At 71.4% G+C, this 14,396-nt stretch carries 12 protein-coding genes; 9 read left to right on the top strand and 3 right to left on the bottom strand.

The window, feature by feature from the left end:
* Positions 1-67: 67 nt before the first annotated feature.
* The gene (locus D2K64_RS08295) at positions 68-2,377 is read right to left on the bottom strand and encodes a molybdopterin guanine dinucleotide-containing S/N-oxide reductase (protein ID WP_120007765.1); all 2,310 of its coding nucleotides are present in this window, start codon (positions 2,375-2,377) and stop codon (positions 68-70) included.
* Positions 2,378-2,615: 238 nt separating this feature from the next.
* On the opposite strand from D2K64_RS08295, the gene D2K64_RS24915 reads away from it, so the two are divergent.
* From D2K64_RS24915 to D2K64_RS08265, 7 genes are all read left to right on the top strand, one after another.
* Positions 2,616-3,107: a YccF domain-containing protein gene (locus D2K64_RS24915; RefSeq protein ID WP_238384085.1), complete on the top strand. Its 492-nt coding sequence runs from the start codon at positions 2,616-2,618 to the stop codon at positions 3,105-3,107.
* On the top strand, positions 3,104-4,375 hold the full coding sequence (locus tag D2K64_RS08290) for a flavin monoamine oxidase family protein (RefSeq protein WP_238384084.1): 1,272 nt from the start codon (positions 3,104-3,106) through the stop codon (positions 4,373-4,375). Before D2K64_RS24915 ends, D2K64_RS08290 begins: the two co-directional genes overlap by 4 nt.
* A complete protein-coding gene (locus D2K64_RS08285; RefSeq protein WP_120007763.1) occupies positions 4,372-5,490 on the top strand; it encodes an ABC transporter permease in 1,119 nt (372 codons plus the stop codon). Before D2K64_RS08290 ends, D2K64_RS08285 begins: the two co-directional genes overlap by 4 nt.
* Positions 5,490-6,272 carry an ABC transporter ATP-binding protein gene (locus D2K64_RS08280; RefSeq protein ID WP_120007762.1) on the top strand — a complete coding sequence of 261 codons (783 nt, stop codon included), beginning with the start codon at positions 5,490-5,492 and terminating at the stop codon, positions 6,270-6,272. The genes D2K64_RS08285 and D2K64_RS08280 overlap by 1 nt, the downstream gene beginning before the upstream one ends.
* A gap of 5 nt (positions 6,273-6,277) precedes the next feature.
* Positions 6,278-7,294: an MlaD family protein gene (locus D2K64_RS08275; protein ID WP_120007761.1), complete on the top strand. Its 1,017-nt coding sequence runs from the start codon at positions 6,278-6,280 to the stop codon at positions 7,292-7,294.
* Positions 7,295-7,323: 29 nt separating this feature from the next.
* Entirely contained in the window at positions 7,324-7,941 is a 618-nt protein-coding gene (locus D2K64_RS08270) for an ABC-type transport auxiliary lipoprotein family protein (protein WP_157985769.1), read from the top strand.
* 123 nt (positions 7,942-8,064) lie between these two features.
* Positions 8,065-8,640: a hypothetical protein gene (locus tag D2K64_RS08265; RefSeq protein ID WP_120007759.1), complete on the top strand. Its 576-nt coding sequence runs from the start codon at positions 8,065-8,067 to the stop codon at positions 8,638-8,640.
* A 109-nt stretch (positions 8,641-8,749) separates the two neighbouring features.
* On the opposite strand, the gene D2K64_RS08260 is transcribed toward D2K64_RS08265, so the two are convergent.
* Positions 8,750-9,748 (bottom strand): Bug family tripartite tricarboxylate transporter substrate binding protein, encoded by a 999-nt coding sequence (locus D2K64_RS08260; protein WP_120007758.1) that lies wholly within the window; start codon positions 9,746-9,748, stop codon positions 8,750-8,752.
* Entirely contained in the window at positions 9,688-11,136 is a 1,449-nt protein-coding gene (locus D2K64_RS08255; RefSeq protein ID WP_274379295.1) for a CitMHS family transporter, read from the bottom strand. Before D2K64_RS08255 ends, D2K64_RS08260 begins: the two co-directional genes overlap by 61 nt.
* Positions 11,137-11,386: 250 nt before the next feature.
* Here D2K64_RS08255 and D2K64_RS08250 point away from each other — a divergent pair, with 250 nt between their 5' ends.
* The gene (locus tag D2K64_RS08250; protein ID WP_120007757.1) at positions 11,387-13,057 is read left to right on the top strand and encodes a formate--tetrahydrofolate ligase; all 1,671 of its coding nucleotides are present in this window, start codon (positions 11,387-11,389) and stop codon (positions 13,055-13,057) included.
* 11 nt (positions 13,058-13,068) lie between these two features.
* Positions 13,069-14,304 (top strand): tetratricopeptide repeat protein, encoded by a 1,236-nt coding sequence (locus D2K64_RS08245; RefSeq protein WP_120007756.1) that lies wholly within the window; start codon positions 13,069-13,071, stop codon positions 14,302-14,304.
* The last annotated feature ends 92 nt before the right edge of the window (positions 14,305-14,396 follow it).

The following is a 14,396-nucleotide window of genomic DNA, read 5'->3' as shown; positions in this document are numbered from 1 at the left end:
AAACAGAAGCGTAAGGAGATGGGGGCGGAAAGAACAACAGGATTGCGTCCGTCCGCCCCCGGACGGCTCAGCCCTCCGGCGGGTCCCAGGCCCGCACCGGCGGCAGGTTGCCGGTGAATTTCTCGACTTCCAGCGTGGTCAGCTGCCCGATGCAGCCCTGCGCCAGCCGCGAGGTGCCGGCATCGCGCGTCAGCACGTTGGGATTGCCGTGCACGCAGAGCGGCTTGTCGTCCGCCGGGTCCTCCGGGTCGTACCAGGCGCCGGTGGAAAGCTGCACCACGCCGGGCATCAGCGCCTCCGACAGGGAGGCGGCGGCGAGGCAGGCGCCGCGCTGATTGAACATCCGCACGATGTCGCCCTCCGCGATGCCGCGCGCCGCCGCATCCTGCGGGTGGATGCGCATCACCTCGCGCCCGCGCCGCTTGGAGGCCTCGCTGGTGCCGCCGAAATCGAGCTGGCTGTGCAGACGGGTCGCCGGCTGGTTGGCCACCAGCCAGAGCGGCGCCCCGCTGCCCGGCACGTCGCCATAGGGGATGAAGGTGGGGTGGCCCGGGCAGTCGGGATAGCCGAAGCCGTCGATGGTGTCGGAGAAGATCTCGATCTTGCCGGATGGCGTCGGCAGGGGCTGGCCGTCCGGGTCGTCGCGGAAGGCGCGCACGATGCCCCCGTCATCCTCGTCCATCGGCAGCTTCAGCTCGCCGGCTTCCCAGAACTCCTCGAAGGAGAGGGTCGGCTCGCCGCGCGCGGCGATGGCGGCACGGGTCTTCTCATAAAGGTGGCGCAGCCATCCCCGCGCGTCACGGCCCTCGGTGAAGGCCTGCTCCTTGCCGAGCCGGGCGGCGAGGTCGGCGAAGATGGAGTGATCATCGCGCGCCAGGCCATAGGGCTCGGCCAGGCGGTGCATCGCGATCAGCAGGTCGTCCTGCGGCGAGCCGCCGATATCCTCCCGCTCCAGCGTCATGGTGCAGGGCAGCACGATGTCGGCGTGGCGCGCCGTGGCGGTCCAGGCGGTCTCGTGCACCACCAGCGTGTCCACGGCGGCGAAGGCCCGGCGCAGGCGGTTGAGGTCCTGGTGGTGGTGGAACGGGTTGCCGCCGGCCCAGTAGACCAGCCGGATCTCGGCGTAGCGCCGCTGCTGGCCGTTGTAGTCATAGGTGCCGCCCGGATTCAGCAGAAGGTCGGAGATGCGCGCCACCGGGATGAAGTCGGCAACCGTGTTGCGGCCCTGCGGCAGGGAGCCGATCGGCACCGCCGCGTTGCGCTTGCCGTAATGTGCGATGGAGCCGAGGGCATAGTTGAAGCCGCCGCCCGGCAGGCCGTGCTGGCCCAGCATGGCGGCCAGCACCACCGCCATCCACACCGGTTGCTCGCCATGCTCGGCCCGTTGCAGGGAATGCGCCATGGAGATCAGCGTGCGCGTCCCGGCCGCGTCCCGCGCCAGCTGCGCGATGGTGTCCGCCGGGATGCCGCAGATGGCGGCGGCCCAGGCGGCATCCTTGGGCTGCCCGTCGGTGCGGCCGAGCAGGTAGGGCTCGAAGCGCTGATAGCCGACGCAGAACCTGGCCAGGAAACCGGTGTCGTGCAGGCCTTCCGTGACCAGGGTGTGCGCCATGCCGAGCATCAGTGCCGTGTCGGTGCCCGGCTGGATCTGCAGCCACTCGGCACGCGCCTCCTCCGGCAGGTCGTCGCGCAGCGGGCCGATCAGCACGAACCGGCAGCCGCGCTCGGCCGCGGCCTTCATCGAGGGCCGCTCCACATGCTTCGACACGCCGCCCGAGGCCACGGCGCTGTTCTTCACGGCCATGCCGCCGAAGGACAGGCACAGCCGGGTGTGCTGCACCACCTGTTCCCAGGTGACGTTGCGCTTGGCCACCGAGTCCATCGGCCCGATCACATGCGGCAGAATGACGTTGGATGCCCCGGCGCTGTAGGAATTGACCGAGCGCACATAGCCGCCGAGCACCGTGTTCAGGAACCGGTGCACCTGGCTCTGCGCATGGTGGAAGCGCCCCGCCGAGGACCAGCCATAGGAGCCGCCGAACACCGCGCCCGGCCCATGCGCGTCACGCACCCTGGCCAGCTCGCCGGCCAGCAGGTCCAGCGCCTTGTCCCACGACACCGCGACGAACTCGTCCCGGCCGCGCATCCGGTCGGGGCCGGGACCGCGCTCCAGCCAGCCTTTGCGCACCATGGGCGTCGCGATACGGGCGCGGTGGCGCAGCGCCTTTGGAAAGTTCTGCAGGATCGGGGAGGGATCGGGATCGGCCGGATGCGGCTCCACCACCAGCTCCTCGCCGCGCCAGCCGGCCCGGAAGGCACCCCAATGCGAGGAATGCGGCTTCATCGCCACACCACCGCGATCCTTGACCTCCGACATCCGAGCTTCTCCACGCTGCAGCACGGCCGCAACATGAGCCGGTTGAGCAAAACTGTCACCCTCCCGCGCCAGCGTCATGGCTCGCCTTCCCCCCGCAAGGGTTGTATCCGCGCCGGAAGGGCGCATCTCGGCAGTTTCTCGTGTATGTCGGTTCCGGCAGGTCCTCTTGGGTGTTTTTTGCCCAACGGTGTTCCTCCGGTGGTAGTGCTGCATGGGCTGGGCCGAAAGGAGCGATGGCGTGGCGTTGCTGCTGAACATCTTGTGGAACGTGCCGGGGCTGGGCTTCATCCCGGCGCTGTTCTGGCTGCTGGCCGCGGCCATCATGGCGCTGACCGTGATCGGGCTGCCCTGGGCGCGCGCCTGCCTGATGCTGGCAGGCTACAGCTTCATGCCCTTCGGTCGCCGCCTGGTGTCGCTGGAGGAGCTGACCGGCGCGCCGTCCGTCGGCACCGGTCCGCTCGGGACGGTGGCCAACGTGCTGTGGTTCGTGCTGGCCGGCATCTGGCTGTGCCTGACCCACCTGACCGCGGCGGCGGCCTGCGCCGTGACCATTATCGGCCTGCCCTTCGCCTGGGCGCACCTGAAGCTGGCCGCCGCCTCGCTGTTCCCGGTGGGCAAGCGGGTGGTGCCGAACGACGTGGCCGATGCGGTGGAACTCGGCCAGGGGCGCCTGGGCCTCGACAGGTTGCGGAGCCGCCCCTGGGCCAGCCGCCCCCGGGAGAACCGGTGAGCGACACGGACGTCCTGGTGGTGGGGGCCGGCGCTGCCGGCCTCGCCGCCGCCCGCGCCGTGCTGGCCGCCGGCCGCAGCGTGCAGGTGCTGGAAGCGCGCAACCGGCCGGGTGGCCGCGCCTGGACCGATCCGGACACGCTCGGCAGCCCGTTCGACTACGGCGCCACCTGGCTGCACCAGGCGGAACAGAATGGCCTCGCCGCCCTGGCCAAAGGCGGCTTCGACCATGACACGGTGCGCAGCCATCGCTGTTACATCGGCAGCCGCCCGGCCGGCGGCGCCGAGATGGCGGAATATGACGCCACCTATGCCGCCTTCCACCCGCGCCTGGCGGCCGCCCGTGGCACCGCGCCGCCCGATGCCACGGCGGCCGATTACGCGCCGCGCGGCGGGGAGTGGGACGCCACGGTGGCGCATCGGGAGGGGCCGGTGATCTGCGCCGCGCCGCTCGCCGCCATGGACCTGCGCGATTTTCTCGACACCCAGCTGGGCGGGCCCAACCTCCTGCTGCCGGAGGGGATCGGCGGGTTGCTGACCCGGCTGGCCGCCGGATTGCCGATCGCCTACGGGGCGGCGGTGCAGCGGCTCGCTTGGCAGGAAGCGGGCGGCGTCGTGGCGGAAGGCCCGTTCGGCCGCATCGCGGCCCGCGCCGCCATCGTCACCGCGCCCACCGCCGTGCTGGCGGCCGGTGCCATCCGCTTCGCACCGGAACTGCCGGCGGACACGGCGCAGGCGATCCATGACCTGCCGCTCGGCCTCTTGAACAAGGTCGGGCTGCGTGCCGCCGGGCTGGACCGGCTGGGCCTGCCGCCCTTTGCCGGGCTGGAACGACGCGTGCAGCGCGAGGAGGAGGCGGCGATGACCTTTGTCGCCTGGCCCTTCGCGCGGGACCATATGATGGGCTTCATCGGCGGCGAGGCTGCCTGGGCGCTGTCCCGCCTCGGGCCGGACAAGGCGCCGGCCGCCCTGCTGGAGCACGCCTTCGCCGAGCTTTCCCTGGCCTACGGCCCGCGCGCCGCGCGCGCCCTGCGGCGCGAGCCGGCGCTGGCCAGCGACTGGGGCAATGATCCCTGGTCGCTCGGCGCCTATTCCCATGCCCGTCCCGGGCGGGCCGAGGCGCGCCGCATCCTGGCGCGGTCGCTCGGCGAGGGGCGGCTGAGCTTCGCCGGCGAGGCCTGCCACCCCCGCTTCGCCGCCACGGTGGGCGGCGCCTGGGCCAGCGGCGAGCAGGCCGCGGCGGCCGTCCTGGCCACGGCTGGCCGATGAACCAGACCATTCTGCGCGATCCCCCCGCCGCGACAACGCCCGCGGCGTTCGAGCGGCAGGGCGACCTGCTGCGCTTCAGCGGCATGATGACCACGCGGCAGGTGCCGCGCATCTGGACCGAGGCGCTGCGCGCCGCGCAGGGTGCCCGGCGCATCGACCTGTCGCCGGTATCCGCCCTGGACACCACCGGCGCCACCCTGGTGCTGAGCGCGGCCGCGCTGGACGATGCTGTGGTGGAAGGGGCAAGCCAAGCGGTGGCGGCGGTGCTGGAGCGCGCCCGTGCCGCCCTGGCGGCGCCGCGCCCGCGCCCGGCGGCGGCGCCGCTGCCGGTGGTGGGCCGCATTGGCGCCTGGGGCGTGGCGGGGCTGCGGAGCCTGCGCGCCGGCATCGCCTTTCTGGGCGAGACGGCCGCCATGGGCGCCGCCGTGCTGGGCCATCCGCGGCGGCTGCGGCTGGCCGACCTGCTGCGCCACCTGGATGAGGCGGGGCTGCGCGCCTTTCCGCTGACGGTGCTGCTGGGCACGCTGATCGGCGTGATCCTGGCCTTCCAGTCCTCCATCCCGATGCGGATGTTCGGGGCGGAGATCTACATCCCGCCGCTGGTCGGCATCTCGCTGATCCGCGAGCTGGGGCCGCTGATCGCCGCCGTGATCCTGTCGGGCCGCACCGGCTCGGCCTATGCCGCCGAGCTTGGCACCATGACGGTGAACGAGGAGGTGGACGCGCTGCGCATCATGGGCGTCGAGCCGGTGGCCATGCTGGTGTTGCCACGCCTGCTGGCGGCGGCGCTGGTGATGCCGGTGCTGGCGCTGCTGATGAATCTTTCGGGGCTGCTCGGCATGACCGGGGTGATGCTGGCGCTGGGCTTCCCGACGCCGCTCGTGGTGACGCAGCTGGAACAGTGGCTGACGCTGGGCAGCCTGCTCGGCGGGCTCGGCAAGTCGGTGTTCTTTGGCATCGTCATCGCCGGCATCGGCTGCCGCGCCGGGCTGCTGGCCGGGCGCGGGCCGCGCGCGGTGGGCGATGCCGCCACCTCCGCCGTGGTGGGCGGCATCGTGTCCACCGTGATCCTGGACGGGCTGTTCGCCATCTTGTTCTTCCGGCTGGGCTGGTGATGGACGGAAGCCCCGACCTCCACCGTGCCGCGGTGGCCGACCCGGTGGTGCAGGTGGACGGCCTGGCCATGGCCTTCGGCGCCAACACCCTGTTCCACGACGTGAGCTTCGAAGTCGGGCGCGGCGAGGTGTTCGTGATCCTGGGCGGCTCCGGCTGCGGCAAATCCACCCTGCTGAAACTGTTGATCGGACTGCACGCGCCCAGCGCCGGGCGCATCCGCATCCTGGGCGAGGACCTGCTCGGCGCCGGCGGCGACACGCGGCGCGACCTGCTCACCCGTCTTGGCGTGATGTGGCAATCGGGCGCGCTGTTCGGCTCCATGACGCTGCTGGAGAACGTCATGCTGCCCTTGCAGGAGCACACCCGCCTGCCGCCCGCGGCCAGGGAGGAGGTGGCGCGCCTCAAGCTCGGCCTGGTCGGGCTGTCGGAAGCGGCCGACCGGCTGCCGGCGGAGATTTCCGGCGGCATGGCCAAGCGGGCGGGCATCGCCCGCGCCATGGCGCTCGACCCGGCGCTGCTGTTCCTCGACGAACCCTCCGCCGGGCTCGATCCGATCACCTCGGCCGGGCTCGACCGGCTGATCCAGGACCTCGCGCGCGACCTCGGCACCACCTTCGTCGTCGTGACGCATGAGCTGCAGAGCATCCTGGCGATCGGCGACCGCTGCATCATGCTGGACAAGCAGGCGCAGGGGATCATCGCCGAGGGCGACCCGCGCCAGCTGCGCGACCACGCGGCGCACCCCACCGTGCGCGCCTTTTTCCGCCGGGAGGCGGCATAATCACCATGGCCACGTCCCGCAGCCTCTATATCCGCGTCGGCGCGCTGATCCTGGCCGGCGCGGCGCTGTCCGTCGGCTTCCTGTTGTTTCTGACGGGCGGCGGGCTGCGTAGCCAGAGCCTGACCTTTGAAACCTATCTGGCGGAAAGCGTGACCGGCCTGGAGGTCGGCGCGCCGGTGCGCTACCGCGGCGTGCAGATCGGCCAGGTCAGCCAGATCGGGCTGGTCAATGCCGAATACCCGCCGGGCAGCCGCAACGACGCGCTGGAAGCCTTTCAACTGGTGCTGGTGCGCCTGGCCATCGATCCGGAGCGCGCCACCGTCGACAACACGGATGCGGCCGAGGTCGCCGTGCAGCGCGGCCTGCGCGCCCGGTTGTCGAGCCAGGGCATCACCGGCCTCGCCTATATCGAGCTGGATTTCGTCAATCCGAACCGCTTCGCTGCCGGCGGCGAATATCCCTGGACCCCGCGCTACGCGGTGATCCCCTCGATCCCCTCCACCGTGGCGCAGGTGCAGAACGCGGCCGAGGCGATCCTGAACCGCATCCAGCAGGTGCCGCTGGAGGAGCTGCTGACCGGCGTCACCGACATCGTCGGATTGGTGAAGGCGCAGGTGGAGGATGGCGACGTCGCCCGCACCCTGTCGGAAGCGGCGGCGACCATTGCGGCGCTGCGCCAGATCCTGGAGGGCTCCGACCTGCCGGCCCTGGTGACCGAGCTGCGCGGCGTCACCGCCGAATTGCGCACCCTGGTAGGCGGGCCCAACACCCGGTCCGCCCTGGCCTCTGCCTCCGCGGCGGCCGACGAGCTGCGGCAAAGCCTGCAGCGCCTGCCGGCGGTGATCACCGCGCTGGAGCAGACGGCACGTTCGGCCCGCAACACCACCCAGGACACCAATGCCGAACTGGGGCCGCTGCTGCGCGACCTGCGCGCCACGGTGAGCAACCTGCGCGACACCACCGAAACCCTGCGCCGGGCGCCAGGCCAGGTGCTGTTCGGCGCGCCGCCGCCCAGCCGCTGAAACCCGATCACGCGCAAGCCGGAGAGATGATGCGACGCCGATCCCTGTTGCTGGCCATGCCTACCCTGGCCATCCCCCTGGCTGCCTGCTCGGTGCTGCCGTCCTACGACTATGTGGAACCGAAACGCTTTCCGCTGCTGCCGGTGCGGCCCGGCGCGCCGGCCAGTGGACCGGCCCGACGCGTGTTGCTGGTGCGGCTGATGCGCGCGGCCCCTGGCATGGACAGCCGCGGGCTGCGCAGCCTTCGGCCCGACGGCACGGAAGCGCTTGCCTTCTATGCCGAATGGACGGCCCCGCCGGCCGAGTTGGCCGAAGAAGCCCTGCGCCGCTGGATCACCGATTCCGGACGATTCTCCGCGGTGATCACGCCGGGCAGCCGGGCCACGGCTGATCTGGTGCTGGAAAGCGAGCTAACGGTGCTGCTGGCGGATCTCGGCCGGCGGGAAGCGCGCGCCGGGCTGTCGGTGCTGGTGCTGCGGCAGCAGCAGGGTGCCGAGATGCGCCCGTTGCGGCAATTCAGTGTCCAGGGCCGCGCGCCGCTGCCGGCCGGCGACGACCTGCCGCCGGAAGTGTTGGCTTCCGGCATGAATGCCGCGCTGGCGGATGCGCTGGCATCGCTGGAACGAAGCCTCGCGCGCAACGTCTGAGACGTTTCTATGTTCTGATATGCAGCTTAACGGTTTTTCAGGCGTTGTCCTGGTAGTCTCATTAAAGAGAAGACCAGGGTGCACCGTTCATGTTGCAGAGATTGCCCGACCGGGACGGACGAGATGCCGGTGTCCGGTAGCCGCCCGGTTGATTCGTGGGACGAGGCCTGGGCGGAGTTCGACTCCCGCTTTGCGGCGTCCGAACCGTTCATGCAAGACGCCGAGGCCGCGCAGCCGCGGGCGACACGGCGGGGGCTGCGATGGCTGCTGGTGGGCCCTCTGCTGTGTGCCGCGGTTCTGCTGGCCGGCACGGCCCAGCCGCTGCTGGCAACCCTGCGGCTGGGCGGGTGGCAGGATGTGGCGCACCGGCTGGAATGGTCCAACAGCCTGCCGGCTCCGGAAACCTCCTGGCCATCCACCAGCGGTCCCTATCTCCAGGGCTTGGAGGCGGCGCTGGCGGAAGGCTGGGCCGATCCGGCAGCGCTCCGCCGCACGGTGGCGCTGCGACAGATTGCCACAGCGCCGCGAAATCCCGCATTGCCGGCCCCCTATGTCCGGTGGAGCCTGCGGCCGGATCGCTGGGGACAGGCCGACCTGCTGCTGCAGGCCGCTTCCCTGCCGGAACTGCGGCTGGAACTCGGCTGGCGGAATGGGGCTTGGCGCGTCCTGCGTGCCGTGCCGGGATCGGGCGGCGACTGAACCGGTGTCTGATGCGGGGGAGCGGCGGCGGCGCCATCCCGCCCGATGGTCCGCGGTCCGGTCCATATGGCCAGGGACTGGCACCGGTCTGCAACCGGTGCCGCCCGGCTTATTCGGCCTTGATGCCGGCGCGCTGAATCACTTCCCGCCAGCGGGCAATCTCGGCGCGCTGGAAGGCACCATATTCGTCCGGGCTGTTCGCCACCACGTCAAAGCCGATCCGTTCCAGTTGCGGCCGCACCTCCGGGTGGCGCAGCGCCTCCGTCACGGCGCCACTCAGCTTCGCCAGGAGCGGCTGCGGCAGCCCGGCGGGTGCCATCACCGCCTGCCAGGAGGTGACCACGAAATCCTCGAGCCCGGCCTCGGCGGCCGTGGGCACGTCGGGCAGGGTGGGATGGCGCTTGCTGTCGGTCACCATCAGCGCCCGCAGGCGGCCGCCCTGGATGTGGCCCGATACGGTGGGCAGGTTCTGGAACGACATCTGGACGTTGCCGGCGATCAGGTCGGTCGCCGCCGCGGCGCCGCCGCGATAGGGCACGTGCGCCACGTCGGTGCCGGTGCGCTGCTTGAACAGCTCGGTGGTCATCTGGTCGGAGGAGCCGACGCCGCTGGTGGAGTAGGACGCCTTGCCGCCGTTGGATTTCAGCCATTGCACCAGCTCGGCAGTGGTCCTGACCGGCACCTTGTCGGGGTTCACCACCAGCACGTTCGGCGTGGTGACGGCCAGCGTCACCGGTGCGAACTCCTTTACCGGGTCGTAGCCGAGATCAGGGCGCAGTGCCGCGTTGATGGCGAACACGCCGATCGAGCCCACCAGCAGCGTGTGCCCGTCCGGCTCGGCCCGGGCCAGGGCGCGGCCGGCGACCTCGCCATTGGCACCGGCGCGGTTCTCCGCCACCACCGGCTGGCCGATCACCTGGCTCATGCGGTTGGCAATGGCGCGGGCGACGATGTCGGAAGGGCCGCCGGCGACGAAAGGCACCAGGATGGTGACCGGCCGGTTCGGCCAGGCAGCCTGGCCACCGCCCTGCGCATGGGCGCCGGCGATCAGGACGGAACTGGCGAGCGGCGCGACGGCGGCGCTCTTGAGCAAGGTGCGGCGATGCATGCGAACGGGTCTCCCGGTGCGATCGTTGTTGTCCGACAACGTGGCACGGAAAGGCGGCCGCCTGCTACCGCCCCGTGCTTCAGAACACCGGGATCGCCCCCAACAGCGCCGAAACGCCCAGCATCACCACCGCCCATGGACCAAGGCAGGGTGAAGCGTTGGTGCGCGCCGAAATCGACGTTGCACAGCCCCACCAGCAGGTAGGTGGAGGCCACCAGCGGACTCAGCAGATGGACCTGCTGCCCGACCAGCGAGGCGCGGCCAATCGCCTCGGGCGCGATGCCGAAGGCGGCACCGGCCTGCGCCAGCACCGGCAGAATGCCGAAGTAGAAGGCGTCGTTGGAGATGAAGAAGGTGAAGGGAATGCTGACCAGGGCGGTGATCAGCGGAAGGAACCGGCCCGCCGAATCGGGGATGACCGCCAGCACGCTCCGCGCCATCGCCTCTACCATGCCGGTGCCGGACAGGATGCCGGTGAAGATCCCGGCGGCGAAGATCAGCGCGATCACCTGCAGTACGTTGGGCGCGTTGTGGGCGATGCGCTCCTTCTGCTGCTCGATGGTCGGATAGTTGATCATCATGGCGATGGCGAAGGCGATCATAAACAGCGCCGGCAGCGGCAGCAGCCCGGCGAGCAGGGACGCCATCAACGCCGCCGTCAGCGCCAGGTTCACCCAGATCAGCCGAGGCCGGCGTTCGGGCGGGTGCGGCGCCTCGGTGTCGACCACGCCGCCCGCCGGGGCCGGCACATCGTCCAACCGGCTCAGGCTGGCAACGCCGATCCGTGCCCGCTCCCGCCGGCCCAGGATGTAGGCGATGGCGATCGTGCTCAGGGCGCAGGCGATCATGGACGGCACCAGTGGCACGAACAGCGCGTTGGGATCCAGGTGCAGCGCCGAGGCGGCGCGCGCCGTCGGCCCGCCCCAGGGGGTCAGGTTGGTGTTACCGGCGGCCAGCATGATCACGCAGGCGGCGATCAGCGGATTCATGTTCAGCCGGTTGTAGAGCGGCAGCATCGCCGTAGTGGTGATAAGGTAGCTGGTGGCGCTGTCGCCATCCAGCGACACGATCATGGCGAGCACGGCGGTGCCGATCACGATTCGCACCGGGTTACCCCTGACGAAGCGCAGCACCAGCCGCGCCACCGGATCGAACAGCCCGGCATCGATCATGATGCCGAAATACAGGATGGCGAAGCACAGCATCACGCCGGTCGATGCCAGATTGCGGATGCCGTCCAGCATCATGCCGCCCATTGTGCCGCCGAAGCCGGCAAGAATGGCAAAGGCGGTGGGTACCAGGATCAGCGCGAGCAGAGCGGGAAGGCGGCCCGTCATGATCAGGGTCATGAACACCACGACCAGGAGATAGGCGAGAAGCGTCAGCATGCGGCTCCCTCAGGGAATGGCCTGGGGCCGGTGGCGGGGATTGCCGCGCGGCAACGGGGCCGGCGGCGGAAGAGGCGGGCTCCGATAGGGCGATGACCCAGTCTTGTAAACGTTCTCGGCGCTGCAGAACCGCAACGTCCGGCGGCCTCGGGCGGCCCGCCGGGCGGCGGTGCCGCCGCTGCCGCCTTGCCGTTCCGGAACGCCTTGTTTAAGCCCTGCGGCTCCGCTCCCCCTCGCGCAAGGCCTCACCATGGCGACCGACCTCGACATTGCCCGCGCCGCCACGCTGCTGCCGATCGCCGAGATCGCCGCCCGTGCCGGCATCCCCGACACCGCGCTGGAGCCCTATGGCCGCTACAAGGCCAAGCTCGGCCTCGACTTCGTGGAAGGCCAGCGGGATCGGCCGGATGGCGCGCTGGTGCTGGTCACCGGCATCAGCCCGACGGCGGCAGGGGAGGGCAAGACCACCACCACCATCGGCCTCGGCGATGCGCTGAACAGCCTCGGCACCCGCACCATGATCGCGCTGCGCGAACCCTCGCTCGGGCCCTGCTTCGGCGTGAAGGGCGGCGCCACGGGCGGCGGCTACGCGCAGGTGGTGCCGATGGAGGAGATCAACCTCCACTTCACCGGCGATTTCCACGCCATCACTGCTGCCAACAACCTGCTGGCGGCGATGATCGACAATCATCTGTACTGGGGCAACGAGCTGGGGCTCGATGCGCGCCGCATCGCCTGGCGCCGGGCGGTGGACATGAACGACCGCGCGCTGCGCTCCACCAACGTGGCGCTGGGCGGCGTGCCGAACGGCTTCCCGCGGGAGGACGGCTTCGACATCACCGTGGCGTCCGAGGTGATGGCGGTGTTCTGCCTAGCGCGCGACCTCGACGATCTGCGGGCGCGGCTCGGGCGCATCATCGTCGGCCAGACGCGGGACGGGCGGAACGTCACGGCGCATGACCTGAAGGCCGATGGCGCCATGGCCGCGCTGCTGCGCGATGCCTTCGCGCCCAACCTGGTGCAGACGCTGGCCGGCTCCCCCGCCCTGGTGCATGGCGGTCCCTTCGCCAACATCGCGCATGGCTGCAACAGCGTAATGGCCACCCGGCTGGCGCTGAAGCTGGCCGACGTGGTGGTGACGGAGGCAGGCTTCGGCGCCGACCTCGGCGCGGAGAAGTTTCTCGACATCAAGTGCCGCTCTGCCGGCCTGTCGCCGGCCGCCTGCGTGGTGGTGGCCACGGTGCGGGCGTTGAAGATGCATGGCGGCGTGGCGAAATCGGCCCTCGGCGCCGAGGATGTGCCGGCGGTGAGGCGCGGCATCGCCAACCTCGCCCGGCACGTGCAGAACATGCAGAAATTTGGCCTGCCCGTGGTGGTGGCGCTGAACCGCTTTACCGGCGACACCGAGGCGGAGATCGCCGCCGTGCGCGAGGCGATGGCGAAGCTCGGCACCGAGGCGGTCCTGTGCACCCATTGGGGCGATGGCGCGGCCGGCGCCGCCGACCTGGCCCGCGCCGTGCAGGGCCTGGTGGCCGGCCGGGCCGCGCGCTTCGAGACGCTGTACAACGACCACATGTCGCTGGCGGGCAAGATCGAGACGGTGGCGCGCGAGATCTACCATGCCTCCGCCGTCGCCATTCCGCCGCCGGTGGCCGCGAAGCTGCGGCGATTCGAGGAACAGGGCTTTGGCCACGTTCCGGTGTGCATCGCCAAGACGCAATATTCCTTCTCGGCCGATCCCACCCTGCTCGGCGCCCCGGAAGGGCACGTGCTGCCGCTGCGCGAGGTGCGGCTCTCGGCCGGAGCCGGCTTCGTGGTGGCGATCGCCGGCGACATCATGACCATGCCCGGCCTGCCGCGGCGGCCAGCGGCCGAGGGCATCGGCCTCGACGCCGCCGGCCGCATCGACGGGCTGTTCTGACGGCCGGCGGCATGGCCCCGCCGCGTCCGCCCGATCCGGCGGCCGCCCTGCTGCAGGAAGCGGTGGCGCTGCATCGCGCCGGGGAACTGGCCGCCGCCGCCGCGCGGTATCGCCGTCTTTTGGCGCGCGAGCCGCGCCACGCCGATGCGCTGAACCTTCTGGGGCTGGTGTTCCGCCAGCAGGGCGACCTGCCGCAGGCGCTGCGGCTGATCCGCCGCGCGGTGGCGGTGGCGCCGGACGCGCCGGTGTTCCTGGCGGCGCTGGGCGGCACCCTGGCCGAGGCCGGGCAATTGCCGGAAGCGGTGCGGACGCTGCGCGCGGCGCTGGCGCGGCGGCCGGAGGATGCGATGTCGCTGCGCAACCTGGGTCAGGCCCTGTGCGCGCTGGGACAGCCGGGCGCCGCGCTGGCGCCGCTGCGCCAAGCGGTGGCGCTGGCACCGTTCGCCGCCGAGGCCTGGCTCGCCCTGGCGCATGCCGCGCGCGAGGCCGAGCGGCTGGATGAGGCCGCCGCCGCCGCGGGCCGCGCCCTGGAACAGCCCGGGCTGGCCGCCGAGCTGGCCGCGCAGGCCCGCTTCCTGCTGGCCGCGCTGGGGCAGGGGCCTGCGCCGGAGCGCGCGCCCGCCGCCTATGTGCGCGAATTGTTTGATCAATACGCGCCGCGATTCGAGCAGGAGCTGGCGGGCCGGCTCGGCTACCGGACCCCCGGCCTGCTGGCGGAGCTGCTGCGGCAGCACGGCGTTCCGGCGGAAGGGCGGCTGGCCGTGCTGGACCTTGGCTGCGGCACCGGCCTGTCCGGCCGGGCGCTGCGGCCCTTCGCCGGCCGGCTGGAAGGACTGGACCTGTCGCCGCGCATGCTGGCAGAAGCGCGGCGCGTTGGCTGCTACGATGCGCTGCACGAGGCCGATCTGCTGGATTTCCTGCCGCGCCATCCGGAAGCGTGGGACCTGTTGGCCGCTGCCGATGTGCTGAACTACCTGGGCGATCTGGCGCCGGCGCTGGGCGGCATGGCGGCGGCGCTGCGCCCGGGTGGCTTGGCCGCCTTCAGCGTCGAGCGCGGCGTGGCGGACGGATATGCCCTGGGGCCGGGCCTGCGCTTCCGCCACGATCCCGCGCTGCTGCGCTCGCTGGCCGCGCGGCAGGGCTTTCACCTGGTGGCTGAGGCCGAGGTGGTGCTGCGCCGGGAGCACGACGCGCCCGTGCCCGGTCAGCTGATGCTGTTGCGCAAGGACCGAGCCACCGGCGCTTGAGCAATCGTTAAGCTTTGGCCGCGCAGATTAGACCCGAGGCGTTGCGAAGCGACCCGGATGCACTGCTTTCCCGCTGGGGGAAGGCTGCGCCG

The sequence above is a fragment of the Teichococcus vastitatis genome (assembly GCF_003604215.1).
Classification (GTDB): domain Bacteria; phylum Pseudomonadota; class Alphaproteobacteria; order Acetobacterales; family Acetobacteraceae; genus Pseudoroseomonas; species Pseudoroseomonas vastitatis.
The sequence above is the reverse complement of the archived record's forward strand: the minus strand, read 5'-3'. Positions and strand labels throughout refer to the sequence as shown.